The sequence below is a fragment of the Brevibacillus sp. SAFN-007a genome (assembly GCF_051967035.1).
In the GTDB taxonomy this organism is placed as follows: domain Bacteria; phylum Bacillota; class Bacilli; order Brevibacillales; family Brevibacillaceae; genus Brevibacillus.
In genome coordinates this window covers 111,578-132,501 of the sequence record NZ_JBQCKK010000010.1, presented here as the reverse complement: position 1 = coordinate 132,501, position 20,924 = coordinate 111,578, and the positions used below count along the sequence as shown (strand labels likewise).

Below are 20,924 nucleotides of genomic sequence, written 5' to 3'. Positions count from 1 at the left end.
GCGGTGGGCTTTTTCCTTTTTGGCTGCTAGGCTTCATACAAGGGCTGCTCCCACCAGTTCGCAAAGAAGGAAAAGCTCGGTTTTTCCCCTGCATGCGGGACGCGGAGCACCATGGCCATGCCCGGACCGATCACCCACTGTCCATGCGGCTCGGCTCCCGCCGTGGTCAGCGGCGGAAAGATTCGTGTGGAGGCAAACACGCCATCCGGCTCGTCGTGAGCGCCGCCTGATCCGAACCGGATCTGCCCCTGGGCAGCCGGGCAGGCAGCGAGCTGGATGTAGCCGGACGTCACCTGGCTCGATGTCTTCGCCTTCCCGATGCTGCTCGCTTTGCCAAACCAGATCTGTGCCTGGATGGGTGCGGAAGAAAAATTGGTGAGGAGCCACTGGTTTACGTATAAAAGAACGCTGGAACGCAGCGGATTGACCAGGGAAGCGAAGCCGTACTCGCCATCCGAAACGTCGATGTGTTCCGTCTGTCCCATGAACGATTGACAAGGGTCGGTCAGTGGATGGGCGTAAGGGCTGTTTCGGGTCAGTTGCGCCGGGGGAGGCGGCGTAGGGAAAGGAAAGTATCCCATCTGCATGTACATGTCAGGCAGGCCGTAATAGTAGGAGGGACGCGCGTAGGGGGATTTTGTCATCGGTTTCCTCTCCTTACAAGCGAGATCAGGTAGTGCCAGCCCTACAGCATATGGCGTACGTCCGGCGAGGGTGTCGATGAGGGTGGGCCAGAGCCTGCCCGCGATGTGGGCAAGAAAAAACGCCCAAATCAGCGAGAAATGGGCGCAAGCGCGTGGCAACCTCTGATGTTACGAGACAATTTTCCAGGCATGGATGGCGAGCAGCGCCCAACCGGCGAGGAACAAGACACCGCCAATCGGCGTAATCGCCCCAAGCACTTTGATCCCGGTCATCGCCAGCGTGTAGAGGCTGCCGGAGAAAATCAGTGTTCCGGCGGCAAAGCACCATCCGGCCCAGACGAGACCCGAAGAGTCCGGGTACCATTTGAGCAGCAAGGCGACGAGCACGAGCGCCAGAGCGTGAGTGGTCTGGTACGTCACTCCCGTATGGAAAATGCCAAGTGAATATTCGTCCAGCTTTTCTTTCAGGGCGTGAGCGCCAAAAGCGCCAAACGCGACAGAAAGAAAGCCGCTTATACTGCCCAGCAGCAAAAACAGCTTCATGCGTGTTTTCCTCCTTCTGCGTTTTCCACAATACATAGATAGGTGTCCACGGTTATTGTACCGCACAACGAAGGGCTATGCCCAATTGCAATTTGATGAACAGTCGGCGGGACAATCGTACAGACCGCTTGTCAGCCTGCGGCATAGAGTGAAGGTATGCAGCGGCTTCATTTGTCAGGCTGTTGCCTAGGGAGGTGACGTGAACATGAGCAAATGGCTTTCCTTGGCTGGGGGTCTTCTCGGCGGCTATGCTTTCCTGAAAGCTCCGTTGGATGGCACGTTCCTGAATGGCTTGAATCCGATTGTCGATGGAGTTGGACTCATCGCCGTGCTGGTCTTCTCGGGCGCTCTTATTTATACTGGCGTGCGCGACTGGTTCCAGAGATAAGGACCATGCAAGCGATAACAAAGGCGCCTCCTGATGCGGGGGCGCTTTTTTCTGTTCCGAGAGTGGACAAAGAGGGGGGAACGCGGGTTACAAATGTCCGTATGAACGGGAACAAGTGGCAACATGGCTTTCATTAATTAATAGAAGCCCTCTCCATGTACGTTATTTATTGACTCTGCAATGTACGTGATATGCTTAGCAACCCTGTTGTATTGATGCGCGTATTTGGGCTGGTATCGTATCATGGTTTCGTAGTACCTTGTGGCGGCCTCAATCATTTTAGACAGAAATTCTTTTTTGGGCAAATCTGCTACTACCATTTCTTGCTTGTCAGTTGAATTGCGTATGGAGAACCGGACGACATGGATATCTGGTGTTTCTAATACAAATTCAATAGGATCAATCCCATAGTCTTCTACAGCCGTACCTTCCCGAATGTATTTATTCAACAAATGAATATAGGAATACCATAGCTCAATCCCTCTAAACTCAGACGATACAATCGTGGAACGGTGATAATGGATCGTTATGCAGTATTCATTATAGTCTTCTTTTATGTTGCGCTGAAAATCGGTCATTCCAGATTCGTCTTCCATATCGATGTAACAATCATTTGGATAGGCAGCTATTATTTTGTGTAGGTGCATGTTAGGAAATTTTTTGAGCAGTTCCTCCGTTGTTCGAAGCAAATGGGTCTTTATGGTCAACATAATTTCTACTCCTAAGATTAAGAGAGAGGCTATTTAGGGTAGCCCCTCTCAAGCTGATTGTATTCTGCGTATTCCGCTTCCTTCCATCCGATCCTCATTATGATTGGGGAATGAGAGAACTGCAATCATAGTTTTCGGTGTCTTCCAACGGAATACTTCGGCTTTAATCCAACAAATCGGTGAGAAAGTTGTGTCGACAACGAAGCTGTAGATACACCAGCTTGGCACTTCGATTTTCCCTGCGTCGTCCCGAACGAGGAGGAGCTTTTTTGTCCCTCCACACCCAAACAGACAAACTGTAGCAAAGACGGTTTTTTCACAAGAAGGCGGGCTTCTTTTCCCCATCTGCCCCATATACATAAAGTAGGCTGTGGCGAATGGAGGGGGAAAGACAATGACAGGCGACGAACGCAAAGAACTGGAGCGATCCATTGATGAGATCACGGAGATAGCCAAGGGGTTCAACCTTGATTTTTATCCGATGCGATACGAAATCTGCCCGGCGGATATCATTTATACGTTTGGCGCGTACGGGATGCCGACCAGATTTTCGCACTGGAGCTTCGGGAAGAGCTTCTATCGGATGAAACTGCAATACGACCTGAACCTGAGCAAAATTTACGAGCTGGTCATCAACTCCAACCCGTGCTACGCGTTTTTGCTCGACGGCAACTCCCTGATCCAAAACAAGCTGATCGTAGCCCACGTGCTGGCCCACTGCGATTTTTTCAAAAACAACATGCGCTTCTCCAACACGAATCGCGACATGGTCGAGAGCATGGCCGCCAGCAGCGAGCGGATTCGCCAGTACGAGATCGAGTACGGCAAGGAAGCGGTCGAAAACCTTCTGGATGCGAGTCTGGCGATTCAGGAGCACATCGATCCGAGCCTGCTTCGTCCCAAGCTGAGGTGGAAGCGGGAGTCGGAAGAGCCGGTCAAAAAAGGCAAGAGCGAGCGGACTTCGCCGTACGACGACCTGTGGCGCCTGGACCGCAAAGAAAAAGTGGAGGCCGATCCGGCCAAGCAGGTGCGCCGATTCCCGCCTGAGCCGGAAAAAGATTTGCTGTTGTTCATCATGGAGTACAGCAATGTGCTGGACGATTGGCAGCGGGATGTGCTGACGATCATTCGCGACGAAATGCTCTACTTCTGGCCGCAGTTGGAGACGAAGATCATGAACGAGGGCTGGGCGACCTACTGGCACATGCGCATTTTGCGCGAGCTGGATTTGACGGAGTCGGAGACGATTGAATTTGCCAAGCTGCATTCCTCCGTCATCCAGCCGTCGACGACAAGTATTAATCCCTATCATCTCGGTTTGAAAATTTTCGAGGATATTGAACGGCGCTGGGACAATCCGACCAAAGAAGAGCAGGAGCGCTTCGGCCGCAAGCCGGGAGAGGGGCGCGCGAAAATTTTTGAAGTCCGCGAGCTGGAATCGGATATCAGCTTTATTCGCAACTTCCTGACCAAAGAGCTGGTGAGCGATCTGGACCTGTACATGTTCGGCAAGCAGGGCAACGACTGGGTTGTGGCCGAAAAACAGTGGGAGCAGGTGCGCGACGGTCTTGCTGGCACAAGGGTCAACGGCGGCTTCCCGTATGTGGTGGTACACGACGGAGACTATTTAAGGGCAGGGGAGCTTTTGCTCAAGCATCATTTCGAAGGCTTGGAGCTGGATGTGAAGTACGTGGAGAAAACGCTGCCCTACGTTTACACGCTGTGGGGAAAAAATGTCCATCTGGAGACGACCGTGGAAGATCGCCAAGTCATGTTCACCTACGATGGCAAAAAGGTGCATCGCCGATTTTTGTAAAGCAAAAGAAAGCCGTACGTCCGGTTGCAGCAGCAGCCGGATGGGCGGCTTTTCTGTTGGATCGGGCAGGATTTATTCGCAGATTGTTGAAATTTTTTGAAGAAAGAGCGATTTATCTACTTCACGGGAGGTTCTTCCTATGACAAAGCACGTAGCAGTGATCGGATCAGGGGTTATGGGGCACGGGATCGCCCAGGTTTATGCGCAGGCAGGCTTTTCTGTTTCGCTGTATGACCTGCAGGAAGATTTGCTGCAAAAAGCCAGGGCGAGCATCGAACAAAGCCTGGCTTTGCTGGTACAAGAGAAAGTCATTGCCGAGCAGGACAAGTTCTCCGCGCTGGAGCGGATCACGCTGACTACCGATTTGGAGCAGGCAGTAGCCGCTGCCGATGTGATTACCGAAGCGGTGCCGGAAGTGATCGAGCTGAAGTGGCAGCTGTTTGCGGCGCTGGAGCAGTACGCGAAGCCGGAGGCGATCATCGCGTCCAACACCTCGACGTTTTCGATTGCGCGGCTGATCGAAAAAGCGCAGTCGCCGCACCGCTTTATCATCACCCACTTTTTCAATCCGGCGCAGCTGGTTCCGCTGGTCGAGATCGTGCGCCACGAAAAAACGGCGGACGAGGTCGTTGCGGCGACGGTCGAGCTGATGAAGCAGATTGGCAAGGCGCCCGTGCTGCTGAAAAAAGATGTCCCCGGCTTTATCGCCAACAGGCTGCAAACGGCGTTGATGAGAGAAGCGTTCCATTTGCTGGCGGAAGGCGTGGCCGATGCGGAGGATATCGATACAGTCATGAAGGAAGGCATCGGGTTCCGCTGGGCGTTTGTCGGTCCGATCGAGACGGCTGACTTCGGCGGCCTCGATACGTGGAAGCGGGTCATGGACAATTTGGCGCCAGAGCTGAATGCGTCCACAACGGCTCCGGCGATCATTGCCGAGCGCGTGGAAAAAGGCGAGCTGGGAACCAAATCGGGGACGGGCCTCTACTCATACGAGCACGTCTCCGTCGCCGAAAAGCTGCATGCCAGAGACGAGCAGTTCATCCGCTTGGCCAAGCTGAAAAAAAGCCGCTAGAACGATAGCGGCGCAAAAAGGGCGGGACGTCTCCCGATCTGCTCGCCCAAGCGAAGTCATCCTGGCGGTTGCATCGGACGACGGCTCCAGTGTACAAAGAACGAGAGCTTTTGTAAGCCCTCCTTGCTCACAACGCAGAGCAGGGGGGACTTTTCCGGGGAAATGAAATGGACAGGTCGCGTGCGGTAGGGAGCTTGCTGTCATGGTTTTTGCTCCACCGCCAACAACGAGTATTTTTGTTGCATCCCGCTGGCAGCCGTACTATGATAGCACCAAGGACGGCAACTGCATCCATGGAGACTGCGGGCTGCCGGACGAAAAGGAGTGAGGAGCATGGCAAAAAGCAACGCACGCAAGCAGCGGGAAAAGCTGGCGCGAGAAGGCAAGCGCAACCCGGAGCTGAACAGAAGCATCTTCGCCTTTGCCGACATGAGGCAGCGATCGACGAAGACCAAAGCGGAAAAACTGAATCAGCAGAAGCACAAGAGGCCGTTATCCTGCCAAAGTGATGACGGCTTTTTTATTGCCTTTTTTCTGCCGGCGCGTTTCCCGGCTGGCACGCAAAGCAGGTCGACTTGCCGGAGCCGGACCTACCATTCCTCCGTTCATGGCGAAGCTTGTTTCGCCGGGACGGGCTTTTTCCAGCTGGACGGCACAGGCTTCACCGGGCTTCTGGGCGAAGACTTCGACTGTTGGACAGACCGGGTTGTCGGAAGCAGCGGGATTGCTTATGCTAGGAGGACAGCTACAAGCAGAAAAGAGGCATGTGCCAATGAATGACCGTTTCACCAGCGCGTCCAGCCCAGCCGTCCACGCTGAGTGCGCCAGGGCCATCCAGCGGCTGTTGCAGTTGAAGGAGCCAAAGCGGGAAGACTTTTTGGCGCTCCAAACGTACGGCAAGGATCGCTATTCGTCCATGGGCTGGGAGGAGTTGCAGGCGTATATAAATGAAAAGACGGTATGCATCGTGGAGCAGTTTGAAAGCGAGTCAAACATCTTGTCCGCGCTGCGCTGGGTGGCGAGAGGGCTGCCCGTCCGGTATGCGATTCGAAAAGTAAAAGCGGATCATTCGGTGTACGGATACAAGAGGCAAAGCTAAACGGCAACGGGCCGCTCCCGATCAACCTTGCCAGTCTCGCCGGACACGGCGTAATGAACCGCGAATGGGGAGAAATGTCTGTTGCTGCCGGCAGACCTTTCCTGTTTTTGACAGCGCTTACGGCCGAAAAGTGCAGGTACATGCGAAAAACTGCTGCACCCGCGACGAAAAAGGTCTATGATTGTCACTATCATCGTCTTTGGAGGGACCATCATGACAGAATGGTTACTTAGCTTACTACAAATCATCATCGTCAATCTGGTCTTGAGTGGGGACAATGCCGTCGTAATCGCGATGGCTTGTCGCAACTTGCGCCCAGATTTGCAAAAGAAAGCGGTCTTCTGGGGAGGCTTTGGAGCGATCGGGCTGCGGGTCGTCTTGACCTTTCTGGCGATTTGGCTGCTCCAAATCCCGTTTGTTCAGGTGATCGGAGGGCTTTTTCTTATCTGGATCGCGGTCAAGCTGTTGAAGGGGGACGAAGAGGAGAGCCGGATGAGCGGCGGATCGAGCATGCTGGAGGCGCTGCGGACGATTATTTTCGCCGACCTCATCATGAGTCTGGACAATGTCATTGCTGTAGCGGGTGCCGCGAACGGAAACATGTTGCTCGTCGTCATCGGACTCGCCGTCAGCATCCCGTTGATTATTTGGGGCAGCCAACTGCTGATGCGGTTGATGAATCGTTTTCCGATCATCGTCCGGTTGGGCGCGGCTTTATTAGGGTACACGGCTGGCGAGATGATCGTCGGCGACAAGGTAGTCGGAGCGTTTCTGGAAGGACTGCTGCCAGCGCTGCATGTGATTTTGCCAGTCGCTTTGGCGCTGGTTGTCATTGCCGTAGGCGCCTACGTGCAGCGCAAATCGGGGGGAGAACGACAGATCCGCTGCTCGTAACCCTCTTGCGCTGCCTCGAATCCTGATGGTTGCGCGCGTTCGTTTTTCAGAGAAAGCCTGCAGTCTTTTTGCGTGAAGCAAAGCTGCAGGCTTTTTTGTGCAAAGCGGACGGGCGCAAGCGAAAAAATGAGCAAAAAAACCTCTGTCGATCAACAAAAAGGAACGATTCACAAATCATTCACAAAGGAAAAATGTAACAATGGCTTTTCCAATAGGTTTGTGAAAAAAGTTTTGACAAATTTTCGATAAAAATTTGAACAAAACATGAACAAAAAGTGAAATTTGTGTTACAATATATACAACGAAAGAAAGCAAAGCAAGGGAAAAACCAAAACGACAGGGGTTTTGAACCATGAATACGGATAAAAGAGCGGCTGACATGCTGAAATGGATCGCCTGGACGGCAATTGTAATCGGAGGATTGTTGATGGCGTTTACTGCAAGCGATTTCAGGTCGGAGAACCTCCCATTGATGGTCTCGATCGGATTTTTGATCGCAGGCATGAACATCTTCATCATGAGCACGGTGTTCCGCTTGATGAATCTGCGTAAAAAAGAAGCGTGACAGAATGAAGCCACGACCCCTTCCATGAAGAAAACCTCTCATTGCGTCCCTTTTTCTGAGAGGTTTTTTTGTTTTTACGCAAGGAGAATCGAATACCGTTCAGGCAAAATGCGCGGCGCAGCCTTCTTTTTGGAGATTTTCCAAAAAGAGGGCATTTTTTATTGGAATTGAAAGAATGAGGCGGGGATTTTTTATTTGGATATCCCAACCATTTTTGGTGGCGGATGTGTAGTAGAGGAGATTCCTAACAAGAATTTGAGCAACTCGTGACTGCTTCGTGAACACTTTGTCACAGAAAAGCTACGAATTCTTGAACGTCCCAAAAAACAAGTACAAAATTTCTTCGTCTTTGATAGTATGGATATGCGGTTATCTGGTATGTTCACTTTCGTTAAAAAAATCTCTGCTGAGTCAGCGCGAAGCCGGATGCCGGCTTCTGCCGTGAAAGACGCAGCGGGAAGGCGCACGCGAATAGCGGACGCACCATTTGTCAGATGCTTGTTGTTTTGTGAAAGAGGAGGGATTTGGAGAATGAGTGGAGGAAAAATGCTGAGGCAAATCCACTTTTGGATCTTGGCAGCGTTAACCACCGTCCTGCTTTCAGGCTGTGGTAGTGAGTATCTTGTCTTGAACCCTAAGGGACCTGTAGCAGAGTTGCAGTACAATCTCATTATCATTTCCGCGATATTGTGCGCCGTCATCATTGTTCCGGTTCTTGCGCTTACCGCTTTTATCGTTTATCGATATCGGGATAAACCGGACAACAAGGCACCTTATAAGCCAGAGTGGGCACATAACTCGGCTCTTGAGGCAATCTGGTGGGGAATTCCGGTGGTCATCATTGCGATCCTGGGCTACTTCACCGTTCGCGATACGTACGCGCTGAAAGAGTCGCCGAACAAAGAAGTGGCGCCGATGACGGTGCAAGTGACCGCGCTGGATTGGAAATGGATGTTTACTTATCCGGAACAGAACATTGCGACGGTCAATTATCTGGAGATTCCGGTCGGCGTACCGATTCGCTTCCAGATTTCTGCGGAAGCGCCGATGAACTCGTTCTGGGTACCTTCGCTGGGCGGACAGATATACGCGATGGCAGGGATGGCAACCGAACTGTACCTCCAGGCAGACGAGCCAGGCGAATACGCCGGATTCAGTGCCAACTTCTCCGGTGAGAAATTCGCTCACATGCAGTTTAAAGTTGTAGCGAAGCCGCAAGAAGAGTTTGACCAGTGGGTCAAGGAAGTGAAAGGTACGGCGCCAGCCATGACCAAAGAAGACTACAACGAGCTGAAAAAACAAGGATTGTCGGAGAAAAAGCTGTATTCTGCCTTCCCGAAAGGCTTGTTTGAAGAGATTGTGCAACGATACAGCCATGGTCACGATATGGATCATGTGATGCAACAACCGCCTGCTCCGACAGGCGACAAGGCAAAGGAAACGTCGCAAGAGTCTACGGAGATGAGCAACATGAACGGAATGGATCATTCCAGTATGAAACACTAGGCAAGAGGGAGGAGGAATACCACGTGTGGGAGGACATTAAAGAATTTGCATCCACGTTCTTTGTAACGGGTGACCCGCTGATTTACGGTGCGGACGTATCGATTGTGCTGACAATACTCGCGATCGTGTTTGTCCTGACCAAATACAAAAAATGGGGTTGGCTCTGGCGCGAATGGTTGACTACCGTTGACCATAAACGCATCGGGATCATGTACCTGATTTCATCGCTTCTCATGCTGTTCCGCGGTGGGGTGGACGCCCTGCTGATGCGTCTGCAGCTGGCATTTCCGAATGTGGAATTCCTGCATGCCGATCACTATAACGCGATCTTTACCACGCACGGTACGATCATGATTTTGTTCATGGCGATGCCGATGATGTTCGCTTTGTTCAACATGGTCGTGCCGCTGCAAATCGGGGCGCGCGACGTTGCGTTTCCGTTTTTGAACGCGCTCAGCTTCTGGCTGTTCTTCCTGGGCGCCATGCTGTTCAACCTGTCTTTCGTTATCGGGGGTTCTCCGGACGCAGGCTGGCTGTCTTATCCGCCATTGTCGCAAAATGATTTCAGTCCGGGACCAGGGCAAAACTTCTGGATCTGGGGAATTCAGATCTCCGGTATCGGTAGTTTGGCAACAGGTATCAACTTTATCGTGACGATTCTCAAAATGCGTGCACCAGGTATGACGCTTACCAAAATGCCGCTGTTCACCTGGTCCGTACTGTCGTCCAGCATCATGATTATCTTTGCTTTCCCGATCTTGACTGTTACCATCGCCCTGTTGTTCCTTGACCGTTTTGCAGGTGCGCACTTCTTCACGATGGACGGCGGCGGTAACCCGATGATGTACCTCAACCTCATCTGGATGTGGGGACACCCTGAGGTATACATCGTCGTTGTGCCAGCATTCGGTATTTTCTCTGAGGTCGTTGCGACCTTCTCGCGCAAGCGCATTTTCGGTTACAAATCCATGGTGTGGGCGCTCATGGTCATTGCGATTGCCTCTTTCTTCACATGGGCTCACCACTTCTTCACCATGGGGACAAGCGCTAGCGTTATCGCCTTCTTTGCGATAACCACCATGATTATTGCGATCCCGACCGGGGTGAAGGTGTTTAACTGGCTGTTTACGATGTTCCGTGGTCGGATATCCTTTAAACAACCGATGCTGTGGACCATTGCCTTCATTCCGTGCTTCCTCGTAGGGGGAGCGACTGGGGTTATGCTGGCGGTAGCTCCGGCTGACTATCAGTACCATAACAGCTACTTCCTGATCGCTCACTTCCACCAAGTATTGATCGGTGGGGTTGTGTTCGGTTACCTGGCAGGTATTTACTACTGGTGGCCAAAACTGTTCGGCTTCAAGCTGGATGAGAAGCTGGGACGTTGGGGCTTCTGGTTCTGGAACATTGGTTTCTACGTATGCTTTATGCCGCAATACGCGCTTGGTTTCATGGGGATGACTCGCCGTTACTACACATACGGCTGGGATCGCGGTTGGGAGGACCTCAACCTCGTATCGACCATCGGGGCCTTCTTGATGGGGATCGGCTTCATTTTCCAAGTATGGCAAATCGCGTACAGCATCAAGCACGGAGAAAAGGATACGACAGGAGATCCATGGGATGCACGTACCCTGGAGTGGTCGCTTCCATCTCCTGTGCCGTTCTACAACTTCGCCGTCGTTCCGCAAGTGAAAGAAGCGGATGACTGGTGGGCAACCAAACAAGCAAAAGCAAACGGCACGTATAAACAAGAACCGGTGCATTTGGAACCGATCCATATGCCGAAGAACTCGGGTATTCCGATTATCATGTCGAACTTCTGGTTCTTGATCGGATTTGGCTTCACGTTTGAATGGGTATGGATGGCCGTAGTTGGATTCATCGGAGTTGCCGTGTGCATGTGGGTACGCTCCTTCCAATATGATACGGATTATTACGTACCGGTGGATGAAGTGCGTCGCACGGAGGCTTCACTGGGGAGGGTGTTGTAATGATGGCTAATCATCACGACCATAGTCATGGACACGACCATCATGAAGAGCATGAGCAACTAAAGGTTCTTGGCTTCTGGATTTTCGTTGTAACGGACTGCATTTTGTTCGGTACGCTGTTCGCCACCTATGCGGTATTGATGAGTAACTTTGCAGGCGGGCCGACTGGAAAAGAATTGTTTCAAATGCCTGGGATCATCGCTTCGACCTTTATCCTGTTGACCAGTAGTTTTACCAGCGGACTGGCTGTGCTGGCGATGAACAAAGGCAAGGTAAAAGAACTGATCGCATGGCTGGCTGTAACGGCCTTGCTGGGTCTGGCCTTCGTCGTGCTGGAAATCAACGAGTTTACGCATTTGGTGCATGAAGGAGCAACCATCGCGACTAGCGGTTACTGGTCCGCCTTCTTCACCCTGGTAGGTACGCACGGGTTGCACGTAACCGTCGGTCTGTTCTGGATGGCCGCGCTGATGATGCAGGTGAAGCGCCACGGCATTACGGCGGTGACGCGCCGCAAAATCACCAACCTGAGCTTGTACTGGCACTTCCTGGACGTTGTGTGGATCTTCCTCTTCACAGTTGTCTATCTGATGGGGGTGATGTAAGATGACACAACATCACAATCACGGCGATCATCACAATCACGGGTCGCTGAAGTCGTACGTGATCGGCTTCATCCTCTCGATTGTGCTGACCATTATCCCGCTGGTGCTGGTTATGAACCAGATGATGGAAAAAACGGCTCTCGTCATTACGATCCTGGTGATGGCCATCTTGCAATTCGTTGTCCAATTGTTCTTCTTCATGCACATTCGTGAGGGAGAAAAGCCGCGCTACAATGTACAGACATTGATTCTGGGGATTGTGATCGTGTTTACGATCATCGCGGGTTCGATCTGGATCATGATGTTCAACAAATACTAGGCACGGGCCTGGTGAATAAAAACAAAGGCGTGAGACAAGCGATCAGCTGCTTGTTTCGCGCCTTTTTCTTGCTCCGCTGCTTCCCAAGCCCTTTTCTTTTTCAAAACAAAGTATATAATTATGTTGTGTAACGGATTTTGGAAAGGGGAGATTTCTTTGTTTGATATCGTCATTGTAGGAGCAGGTCCAGCGGGTGGGAGCGCAGCCTTGTTTGCTGCGAAAGCAGGGAAAAAGACGCTGCTGATTGACAACGACAAGAGCATGACCAAGCGCGCGTGGCTGGAAAACCATTATGGCATCATGGAAATCTCGGGTCCTGACCTGATTGAGACAGGGAAAAAGCAGGCTGCCAAATTCGGGGCCGAGCTGGTAGAAGACCAGGTAACGAACGTGAGGAAAACCGAGCAGGGCTTGGTCGTCGAAACAGCAGAAAAAGGCTCGTTCGAAGCGAAGCATGTCATTCTGGCGACAGGCGCGGTAGTAGCGCTCGCGGAAGAGATCGGCGTCAAGACGAAGGATGGCACCGAGCCGCGCATCAAGACGGTGGTAGACGTTGACGCACAAGGAAAAACGAACATCGAAGGCATCTGGGCGGCAGGCACGTGCGCAGGGGTGAGCGTACATACAATCATTACCGCTGGTGACGGGGCCAAAGTCGCGATTAACGTCATTAGCGAACTGAATGGCGAGCGTTACGTCGATCACGATGTGCTGAAAACAAACTGAGTAGATGTCCATGCACCTTCTCTTTTCACGGAGAAGGTGCTTTTTTGGACAGGGCCCGCCAAGCAAAGACGGGATGGCGGTTGCGAAAAAACTTCCGGCCCTCTGCTTTGGCCTGGGTCCGATGGGACGATGCTCGCTAGTATCGTTTGAATTGACGGATGGGGAGGATAACGGCAATGATTGCCAAAGAAAGCAAGGTAAATTTTGTCGTCGCATCGCTTATGCTGGGGCTGTTGATGGCGTCGATGGACAACACGATCGTGGCGACAGCCATGGCGACGATCGTGGGCGAGATGGGCGGCATGGACAAATTCGTCTGGGTGACGTCCGCCTACATGGTTGCGACGATGGCCGGGATGCCCATCTTCGGAAAGCTGTCCGACATGTACGGACGCAAGCGGTTTTACGTCTTCGGCCTGATCGTTTTTTTAGCAGGCTCGATTTTGTGCGGAACGGCCAGCAGTATTGTGGAGCTGAGCATGTATCGGGCGATTCAGGGGATTGGTGGCGGCGCTTTGATGCCGATTGCCTTCACGATCATTTTTGATGTGTTTCCGCCGGAAAAGCGCGGGAAAATGACGGGGCTGTTCGGGGCGGTTTTCGGCACGTCCAGCGTACTGGGGCCGTTGCTCGGCGCGTATATTACGGAATATGCCAGCTGGCACTGGATTTTTTACATCAATGTGCCGATCGGGGCGTTGTCGCTCTGGTTGATCGCCGTGTACTACAGGGAGTCGCTGGAGCATCGCAAGCAGAGCATCGACTGGTGGGGAGCGATCACGCTTGTGGGAGCGGTTGTCAGCCTGATGTTTGCGCTGGAGCTTGGCGGCAATCAGTACGCCTGGGACTCCGTGCAGATTACAGGACTGTTCGCGGCCTTTTTGCTGCTGTTCGTCATTTTTTTGTTTGTGGAAAAGAAAGCGTCCGAACCGATTATTTCGTTTGCGATGTTTCGACAGAGGCTGTTTGCGACGACCAATGCGGTCGCTCTCTTGTACGGCGCGGCTTTTATCATTACGACGGTCTACTTGCCGATCTTCATTCAAGGCGTGTACGGCGGGTCTGCCTCCCATTCCGGCCTGCTCTTGACGCCGATGATGCTCGCTTCTGTATGCGGAAGTCAGCTGGGCGGATTTCTTACGACGAAGACGAGTTTCCGCAACATTATGCTGTTGTCCGCTGTCTTTTTCGTACCGGGGATTTTTCTGCTCAGTACATTGTCGCCAGACGTGGCCCGTTCGACTGTCACCGTCTACATGATTCTGACAGGCTTTGGCGTCGGCTTTTCCTTTTCCGTGTTAGGGATGTCGGCGATTCACGGCTTCGACATGCGGCAGAGAGGCTCGGCCAGCTCAACTAACTCGTTTTCCCGCTCGCTCGGGATGACGCTGGGGATTACCGTGTTCGGTATCCTGCAACGCAACCAGTTTGAAAACGGCATGGCGGCAGCCTTTTCAGGGCAAGGGGCAGCGGGTGCGATTACGGACCCGCGGGCGATATTGACGCCGGAAGCACGAGCGGCGATTCCGGCTCCTGTGCTGGAGACGATCACGGATATTCTCGCTTCCTCGATTGCCCACACGTTTATGTGGGCGCTCATTCCTGCCGTTCTCGCAGTGATCTGTATTGCGCTGATGGGGAACGAGAGCGTGCTCGGCGGGGGCAAAAAACGCCCCGCACCCCAATCCTGAAGACCAGGTAATCGAGGGGCATGGGGTTGTACGGTCTTGTGCTCGAACGGGCTTCGCTAGTTTTGAATTTATTATGAACAATGAATGGTTCCCGTTCTTTCGATCGTTTATCCTTTATAATGATGATAATGACAGGCAAGGATGGTAGCTGCATATGATGAAGACTGCACTCGGACGTTTTCGCGTCATCGGCATTATCGAAGGAATCTCGTATCTGGTATTGCTCTTGATTGCCATGCCGCTCAAGTATTGGCTCGATTTTCCGGCCGCAGTAAAAATCGTCGGATCGCTGCATGGGCTGTTTTTTGTCCTTTACCTTTTGGCACTGGCTCATGTTACCTGGAAAGACAGATGGTCCATTCTCAAGGTGATCGGAGCCTTTCTCGCTTCACTCTTGCCATTCGGGAACTTCGTGCTGGATGCGCGACTGAAAAAAGAACAATCGAACAACAGCGTTTACAGCTAAAAGGACGGGTCATCGCACCCGTCCTTTTAGCTCCATGTTCCAATGTTGATAAGGGGGCGGGGAGCAATGGGCTTCGAGTTTGTGTGGATCATCATCGGGATCAACATTTTGTACGTGTCGTGCTTCACGCTGCGACTGTTGATGGTGATTAAAGGTTACCGATTGCTGGCTTCGCTGTTGGCGATGGTGGAAGTATTCGTCTATTTGAAAGGACTCGCCATTGACCAAACGCAGCAACGAAAAAAAACTGTGGCAGCTGATCCACGAAATGGCGCCAAAAGCCTTTGTCGTCTCCTTTGAGCCTCAAAATCTCAAGGGCGGCTTCTGGGTCAATCGCTTGCGGCAGTAGGAGCAGCCGTTCTTTTTTCAGGAAAATGATGCCAGTCGTCTCCAGGCCAAACGGCAAGGAGCGGCTGGCTGTTTGTTTTTCATGCCCCTGTGCCCCATCGAGCCTCCCGTTTTTCGTCTAGCTGTGTAGAAAAATGATAAAGAAAAATAAAACACTTTGTATTTTTCTGTAGATTCGAGTAGTTCGTCAATTACGATACAAACTATGACAGAGAGCAAGGGGGGATCTGGTTGATTAGTTTTCATCAAGTGAACAAACATTACGGGAGCTTTCACGTCCTGAAAAACATCGACCTGCATATCAACCAGGGAGAAGTTGTCGTCGTCATTGGCCCGTCTGGTTCGGGAAAAAGTACGCTGGTTCGCTGTATCAACCGATTGGAAGCGGTTACAAGCGGAGAATTGCTGGTGGACGGGATAAAAGTAAACGACAAAAACACCGACATCAACAAGCTGCGCCGCAATATCGGCATGGTGTTCCAGCATTTTAATCTGTACCCGCACAAAACAGTGCTGGAAAACATTACGCTGGCGCCGATCAAGGTGCTGGGCGTATCGCAGAAGGAAGCGGAGGAAACCGCCCTCTATTACCTGGAAAAAGTGGGAATTCCGGAAAAGGCGGAAAAATTTCCGAATCAGCTCTCCGGCGGTCAGCAGCAGCGTGTCGCGATTGCGCGCGGACTGGCCATGCGGCCGAAAATCATGCTGTTTGACGAGCCGACCTCGGCGCTCGATCCCGAGACGATCGGGGAAGTGCTGGACGTCATGAAAAAGCTGGCGCAGGAAGGCATGACGATGGTCGTCGTCACGCACGAAATGGGCTTTGCCCGCGAGGTGGCGGACCGGATCGTGTTCATGGATCAGGGCAGAATTCTCGAAGAAGCTACGCCGCAGGAATTTTTCGAAAATCCGCAGGAAGAGCGTGCGCGCCTGTTCCTGAGCCGGATTTTGAATCACTAGATATTTACATTCAACCATAAAAAAAGAGATGAGGGGTCATTCAGATGAAGAAAAGTGTATGGAAAAAACTCGCAGGTATGGGTCTTGTTTTGATGCTTAGCGCTACCGCACTCGCAGGCTGTGGCGGGGGTAAGACCGAAGGAGGCACAGAAGGCGCTGCGGGGACAGGGGCGGCAACCGGTACCGGAACATTGGCTAAAATCAAGGAAAGAGACAAGTTTGTCGTAGGCGTGAAGTACGACCTGAACCTGTTCGGTTTGAAAGACCCGGCGACAGGAAACGTAGAAGGCTTCGACATCGACATCGCCAAAGCGATTGCGAAAAAAGTGCTCGGCGACGAAAACAAAATCGAGCTGAAGGAAGTTACCTCCAAAACGCGCATCCCGATGCTGAAAAACGGCGAGATCGACGCGATTATCGCGACAATGACCATTACCGAGGAACGCAAAAAAGAAGTAGACTTCTCCGATGTGTACTTCATGGCAGGCCAGTCCTTGCTGGTGAAAAAGGACAGCCCGATTAACAGTCTGAAAGACTTGCAAAAAGGCATGAAAGTGCTGACCGCAAAAGGCTCGACCTCCGCGAAAAACATTCGCGAGAGCGCACCGGATGTCGAAGTGCTTGAATTTGAAAACTACGCGGAAGCCTTTACGGCGCTCAAAGCTGGACAAGGTGACGCGCTGACGACCGATAACGCGCTGTTGTACGGAATGGCGAAGCAAGATCCAAACTACCGCGTAACGGAAGAAACCTTCACCGAAGAGCCGTACGGAATCGCGATCAAAAAAGGCGACGCCGAGTTTGTGAAAACGGTAAACGACGTGTTGAAAGAAATGAAGGAAAACGGTGAGTACGACAAGATTTATGAAAAATGGATCGGGGAAAAACCAACCAAATAAGCGGTTCGACTCCATGACGGATGAGCGGTTCACTCTGCCGCTCATCCCCTTATTTTCCTACGACTAGGGGGATCGCAACAGAGATGATCGATTTTTCCATCTTGTTTGAGCACTGGGACATGTTTCTCGAAGGCTTCTGGAACACCGTGCAGGCCAGCTTGCTCGCACTCGTCGGGAGCCTTGCCTTAGGGACGCTTCTCGCTATTTTTCGAATATCGCCGATTCGCCTGCTCAACTGGATCGGTACGGCTTATGTGGAGTTTGTGCGCAATATTCCGCTGATTCTCGTCGTCTTCCTGTTCTTTGTCGGCCTGCCAGCGATCGGGATTGTACTCGCGCCCTTTGTGGCGGGAACGCTCGGACTGACCGTCTATACGGCTGCCTTTATCGCCGAGACGATTCGTGCCGGGATTCAAGCCATTCCCAAAGGGCAAATGGAAGCCGCCCGTTCCTCGGGGTTGACCTACAACCAGGCGATGCGCTACATCATCTTGCCGCAAGCGATCAAGGTCGTCATCCCGCCGATGGGCAACCAGTTTATCAACCTGGTGAAAAACTCCTCGGTGCTCGGCGTCATCGCTGGTCTTGATCTGATGTACTTCGGCGACCTGGTTTCCGCCGATACGTTTGTGACGTTCGACGTGTACATTTTTGTCGCTGTCTTTTATCTGATTCTGACACTTCCGTTGAGCATGCTCGTAGGCTATCTGGAGCGACGCTTGGCGGGCAACCGCTAAGGGGGAGGGGACATCATGGACTTTATCGGAGCATACGCACCCAGTCATTTGGCCTTCCTGCTCGAAGGTTTCTGGATTACTTTGCAAGTTGCCTTTTTATCCATCGTGTTCAGCTTTGCCATCGCCATCGTCGTAGGGGTGCTTCGCTACGCGAAAATCCCCGTCGTCTCGCAGGTATTGGCTACCGCCGTCGAGCTGATCCGCAACTTGCCGCTCTTGTTGATTATTTTTTTCACATACTTTGCCTTGCCGGAGGTCGGCATCAAGCTGGACAAATTTTATGCCGCTGTGCTGGCGCTGGTCATCTTTGAGGCTGCGATGCTGTCGGAGATTGTGCGGAGTGGGTTGAAATCGGTAGAAAAAGGGCAGATTGAGGCTGCACGTTCTTCCGGCCTTACCTACGTGCAGACGCTGTGGCACATCGTGCTTCCACAGGCGCTCAGACGGATGGTTCCGCCTATCGTCAGCCAGTTTATCTCGCTTCTGAAAGACACCTCGCTCGCCGTCGTCATTGCGCTGCCAGAGCTGATGAACCATGCGCAGATCATCAATGGCCGCAACGTCAACTACGTGATTCCGATTTTCCTCTTGGTGGCGGTCATGTATTTTGTGGTCAACTACGCGTTGTCCATCGTATCCAGACGTCTTGAAAACAAACATGCCTGATGAAAAGCATCTTTTCCGATCTCCAGTTCTTTGTAAAATGAGGAATAGGAGATCTTTTTATGTGCAAAAGGGGGCATCTATGCGCGAGCGCTTGTTGGTCCTCATGATTATTCTGCTGGCGACCGCTTTTTTCGGAGAGATGAAAGTCAATCCGCTCGGAGGATCGTTTCGTTTCTCGCTGGGGATTGCCGCTTTCTTTTTCGGCTTGCTCTGGTTTTCGTTTGTGCCTGTCATTTTGACCGGCTTTTTGACCGGGACGTTCATTTTCTTCTTTCGCGTCGGACTGGATCAACTGATGGCGTACCGGACGCTGCTTGAGAGCGTGGCCGTTCACATGCCGTCCGCCTTTTACTACTTCAGCTTCGCGATTTTGTTCCGTGTGCTGCGAGCCCGAGACTACCTGGAGTTTCCGCTGAAGCTGGGGCTGATCGGCGCTTCCATTGACTTTTTGTCCAATCTGGTCGAGCTGCGGGTGCGCGAGCATTTTACCGACTTTCCGCCGCTTGCGTGGCAAAGTTTTTTCATGCTTCTGGTCTTCGGGATTTTGCGCAGCTTCTTTGCCGTCGGTTTGTACAACAGCGTCTCGATTCGGCAAATTCGCGCGGTCGGCGAGGTGCGGCAGCAGGAGCTGGAGCGGCTGCGGATGATTAATACGGAGCTGTACGAAGAGGCGTTTTACTTGCGCAAGTCGATGACACAGCTGGAAGACATCACGCGCGAGAGCTATCGGCTGTACAGGCGACTCTTGACCTCAGCGCATGCGGAATCCCCGACGGCGCTGGCGATTGCCGAAAATGTGCATGAGGTGAAAAAAGATTCGCAGCGCATTCTCGCCGGCATCTCCAAACTGATTCATCAGGAAGGACTTGCCTCCCAACTGCCGATCGGCGAACTGTGCGACCTGGTCATGAGAGCCAACCGGAAGTATGCGGACATGCTGGGAAAACAGATTCAGTTTACATGGAGCTGTCAGGCCAGCTTGTCGACGAATCAGATCTACGCGCTCCTGTCTGTGTTGAACAATATCGTCGCCAACGCAGTAGAGGCGATTGACGAATCGGGTACCATTGTACTGAATGTTCAATTGGACGGGCGGTACATCGTCTTTTCCGTGTTGGACAGCGGACCCGGGATTTCGCAGGAGGAACGGGACTGGGTATTTGAAGCAGGCTATACGACCAAGTATGATGAAAAAGGAAATGCGTCCACCGGCATTGGGCTGACACATGCCAGGGGTATCGTGCAGAGTTTGCAGGGACAGTTGCAAATGTTGCATGACAGAGAGGCGTGGACTCATTTTGAAGTGCGGATTCCCACGGATCAACTGCTGAGAGGGGAGGGGGGATAGCCGATGATACGTTTCTTTTTGATTGAAGATGACGCCGTGGTGCGCCGCATGCTGGAACGCATTATTGCCGACAGCGGCCTGGGCGAGATCGTGGGACAGGCCAGCGATGGCAGCAGCGTCTCCATCGACCAACTGTACGGGGTAGATGTCGTGCTGATCGACCTGCTCATGCCGGGATTGGACGGCATCCAGACGATCAAGAAGCTGCAAGCGGAAGGGTTCACGGGCCGATTCATCATGGTTTCCCAGGTGGAGAACAAGGAGATGATCGGGGAGGCTTACTTGCAGGGGATTGATACGTTTATTCAAAAGCCGATCAACCGCCTGGAAGTCATATCTGTGCTCAGGAGGGTGTCCGATTACTTGACGCTGGAGGCCTCGTTGCAATCCATCCGCAGGTCGCTGCAAATTCTCGATGTCAAAGGAAAAGAGCAGCCGACGAGCGGGCTGAAAAGCCAGTCGTCCGACACAGAGAGCCTCGCGCAAAAAGCGAGACAGTTGCTGTTGCAGCTTGGGATTGCCAGCGAGGCGGGAGCGCACGATCTTTTGATCATCATGGGCTGGCTTGCCCAGAACGAGCGGGAAGTGGACAGGCTGCGCGATTTGCAGTTGAAGGAGCTGTACACGCAAATTTTGACCAAGCTGCACGGCAACCTCGATGAACAGGCGCTGACCAAAGAGGTGCGCGCGATGGAGCAGCGCATTCGCCGCATGGTGCTGCAAGCGTTTACGCATCTGTCCTCGCTCGGCCTGACCGATTACGCCAACCCGACCTTCGAGCATTTTGCCCCGCGCCTGTTCGATTTTCAGGAAATTCGCCAACGGATGCAGGAGCTGGAGGCTGGGGAAAAAACGACGAAGTGCCGGATCAGCGTGAAAAAGTTTTTATCTGTTTTTTATATGGAAGCCAAGGCGATTTGAACAG

22 protein-coding genes and 2 pseudogenes are annotated in these 20,924 nt (G+C 52.4%); 21 read left to right on the top strand and 3 right to left on the bottom strand.

The genetic code is table 11. The annotated features are described in order from the left end of the window. Positions 1-26: 26 nt before the first annotated feature. Positions 27-644 (bottom strand): DUF6143 family protein, encoded by a 618-nt coding sequence (locus tag ACTHO6_RS12990; RefSeq protein ID WP_440241993.1) that lies wholly within the window; start codon positions 642-644, stop codon positions 27-29. Between the two features lie 168 nt (positions 645-812). Next, complete coding sequence (locus ACTHO6_RS12985) at positions 813-1,187, bottom strand: DUF423 domain-containing protein (protein ID WP_440241992.1); 375 nt, start codon at positions 1,185-1,187, stop codon at positions 813-815. 205 nt (positions 1,188-1,392) lie between these two features. Here ACTHO6_RS12985 and ACTHO6_RS12980 point away from each other — a divergent pair, with 205 nt between their 5' ends. After that, the gene (locus ACTHO6_RS12980; protein WP_440241991.1) at positions 1,393-1,575 is read left to right on the top strand and encodes a hypothetical protein; all 183 of its coding nucleotides are present in this window, start codon (positions 1,393-1,395) and stop codon (positions 1,573-1,575) included. A gap of 137 nt (positions 1,576-1,712) precedes the next feature. On the opposite strand, the gene ACTHO6_RS12975 is transcribed toward ACTHO6_RS12980, so the two are convergent. After that, on the bottom strand, positions 1,713-2,285 hold the full coding sequence (locus ACTHO6_RS12975; RefSeq protein WP_440241990.1) for a hypothetical protein: 573 nt from the start codon (positions 2,283-2,285) through the stop codon (positions 1,713-1,715). A gap of 394 nt (positions 2,286-2,679) precedes the next feature. Between ACTHO6_RS12975 and ACTHO6_RS12970 the strand changes: the two genes are divergently transcribed. The 20 genes and pseudogenes from ACTHO6_RS12970 (at position 2,680) to ACTHO6_RS12875 (ending at position 20,920) form a co-directional block, all read left to right on the top strand. Further along, a complete protein-coding gene (locus tag ACTHO6_RS12970; protein ID WP_440241989.1) occupies positions 2,680-4,101 on the top strand; it encodes a SpoVR family protein in 1,422 nt (473 codons plus the stop codon). Positions 4,102-4,240: 139 nt separating this feature from the next. Continuing rightward, positions 4,241-5,176, top strand: a complete 936-nt coding sequence (locus tag ACTHO6_RS12965) for a 3-hydroxyacyl-CoA dehydrogenase family protein (protein WP_440241988.1) — start codon at positions 4,241-4,243, stop codon at positions 5,174-5,176. 333 nt (positions 5,177-5,509) lie between these two features. Next, positions 5,510-5,698, top strand: a pseudogene (locus tag ACTHO6_RS12960) (hypothetical protein); the annotation flags it as partial. A gap of 250 nt (positions 5,699-5,948) precedes the next feature. Continuing rightward, positions 5,949-6,275 (top strand): hypothetical protein, encoded by a 327-nt coding sequence (locus ACTHO6_RS12955; RefSeq protein WP_440241987.1) that lies wholly within the window; start codon positions 5,949-5,951, stop codon positions 6,273-6,275. Between the two features lie 213 nt (positions 6,276-6,488). Then, positions 6,489-7,169, top strand: coding sequence for a TerC family protein (locus ACTHO6_RS12950; RefSeq protein ID WP_440241986.1), 681 nt, complete (start codon positions 6,489-6,491; stop codon positions 7,167-7,169). A gap of 352 nt (positions 7,170-7,521) precedes the next feature. Continuing rightward, complete coding sequence (locus tag ACTHO6_RS12945) at positions 7,522-7,734, top strand: hypothetical protein (RefSeq protein WP_440241985.1); 213 nt, start codon at positions 7,522-7,524, stop codon at positions 7,732-7,734. 531 nt (positions 7,735-8,265) lie between these two features. Continuing rightward, positions 8,266-9,240 (top strand): cytochrome aa3 quinol oxidase subunit II, encoded by a 975-nt coding sequence (gene qoxA, locus ACTHO6_RS12940; protein ID WP_440241984.1) that lies wholly within the window; start codon positions 8,266-8,268, stop codon positions 9,238-9,240. Positions 9,241-9,263: 23 nt separating this feature from the next. Beyond that, complete coding sequence (locus ACTHO6_RS12935; RefSeq protein ID WP_440241983.1) at positions 9,264-11,234, top strand: cbb3-type cytochrome c oxidase subunit I; 1,971 nt, start codon at positions 9,264-9,266, stop codon at positions 11,232-11,234. A 2-nt stretch (positions 11,235-11,236) separates the two neighbouring features. Further along, the gene (gene cyoC / locus ACTHO6_RS12930) at positions 11,237-11,839 is read left to right on the top strand and encodes a cytochrome o ubiquinol oxidase subunit III (RefSeq protein ID WP_440242001.1); all 603 of its coding nucleotides are present in this window, start codon (positions 11,237-11,239) and stop codon (positions 11,837-11,839) included. Position 11,840: 1 nt separating this feature from the next. Continuing rightward, a complete protein-coding gene (gene cyoD, locus ACTHO6_RS12925) occupies positions 11,841-12,158 on the top strand; it encodes a cytochrome o ubiquinol oxidase subunit IV (protein ID WP_440241982.1) in 318 nt (105 codons plus the stop codon). 156 nt (positions 12,159-12,314) lie between these two features. After that, a complete protein-coding gene (locus tag ACTHO6_RS12920; protein ID WP_440241981.1) occupies positions 12,315-12,884 on the top strand; it encodes an FAD-dependent oxidoreductase in 570 nt (189 codons plus the stop codon). Between the two features lie 176 nt (positions 12,885-13,060). After that, entirely contained in the window at positions 13,061-14,575 is a 1,515-nt protein-coding gene (locus tag ACTHO6_RS12915) for an MDR family MFS transporter (RefSeq protein WP_440241980.1), read from the top strand. A gap of 154 nt (positions 14,576-14,729) precedes the next feature. After that, positions 14,730-15,041, top strand: coding sequence for a DUF3817 domain-containing protein (locus ACTHO6_RS12910; RefSeq protein WP_440241979.1), 312 nt, complete (start codon positions 14,730-14,732; stop codon positions 15,039-15,041). Positions 15,042-15,107: 66 nt separating this feature from the next. Then, positions 15,108-15,390: pseudogene (locus tag ACTHO6_RS12905) on the top strand (DUF5698 domain-containing protein). 230 nt (positions 15,391-15,620) lie between these two features. After that, positions 15,621-16,349 carry an amino acid ABC transporter ATP-binding protein gene (locus ACTHO6_RS12900; RefSeq protein WP_440241977.1) on the top strand — a complete coding sequence of 243 codons (729 nt, stop codon included), beginning with the start codon at positions 15,621-15,623 and terminating at the stop codon, positions 16,347-16,349. Between the two features lie 44 nt (positions 16,350-16,393). Then, positions 16,394-17,248, top strand: a complete 855-nt coding sequence (locus ACTHO6_RS12895; RefSeq protein ID WP_440241976.1) for an ABC transporter substrate-binding protein — start codon at positions 16,394-16,396, stop codon at positions 17,246-17,248. A gap of 83 nt (positions 17,249-17,331) precedes the next feature. Continuing rightward, on the top strand, positions 17,332-17,985 hold the full coding sequence (locus ACTHO6_RS12890) for an amino acid ABC transporter permease (protein ID WP_440241975.1): 654 nt from the start codon (positions 17,332-17,334) through the stop codon (positions 17,983-17,985). Positions 17,986-18,000: 15 nt separating this feature from the next. Then, positions 18,001-18,651 carry an amino acid ABC transporter permease gene (locus tag ACTHO6_RS12885; RefSeq protein WP_440241974.1) on the top strand — a complete coding sequence of 217 codons (651 nt, stop codon included), beginning with the start codon at positions 18,001-18,003 and terminating at the stop codon, positions 18,649-18,651. Positions 18,652-18,730: 79 nt separating this feature from the next. Next, positions 18,731-19,999, top strand: a complete 1,269-nt coding sequence (locus ACTHO6_RS12880) for a sensor histidine kinase (protein WP_440241973.1) — start codon at positions 18,731-18,733, stop codon at positions 19,997-19,999. 3 nt (positions 20,000-20,002) lie between these two features. Further along, positions 20,003-20,920 carry a response regulator gene (locus ACTHO6_RS12875; protein WP_440241972.1) on the top strand — a complete coding sequence of 306 codons (918 nt, stop codon included), beginning with the start codon at positions 20,003-20,005 and terminating at the stop codon, positions 20,918-20,920. Positions 20,921-20,924: the final 4 nt, after the last annotated feature.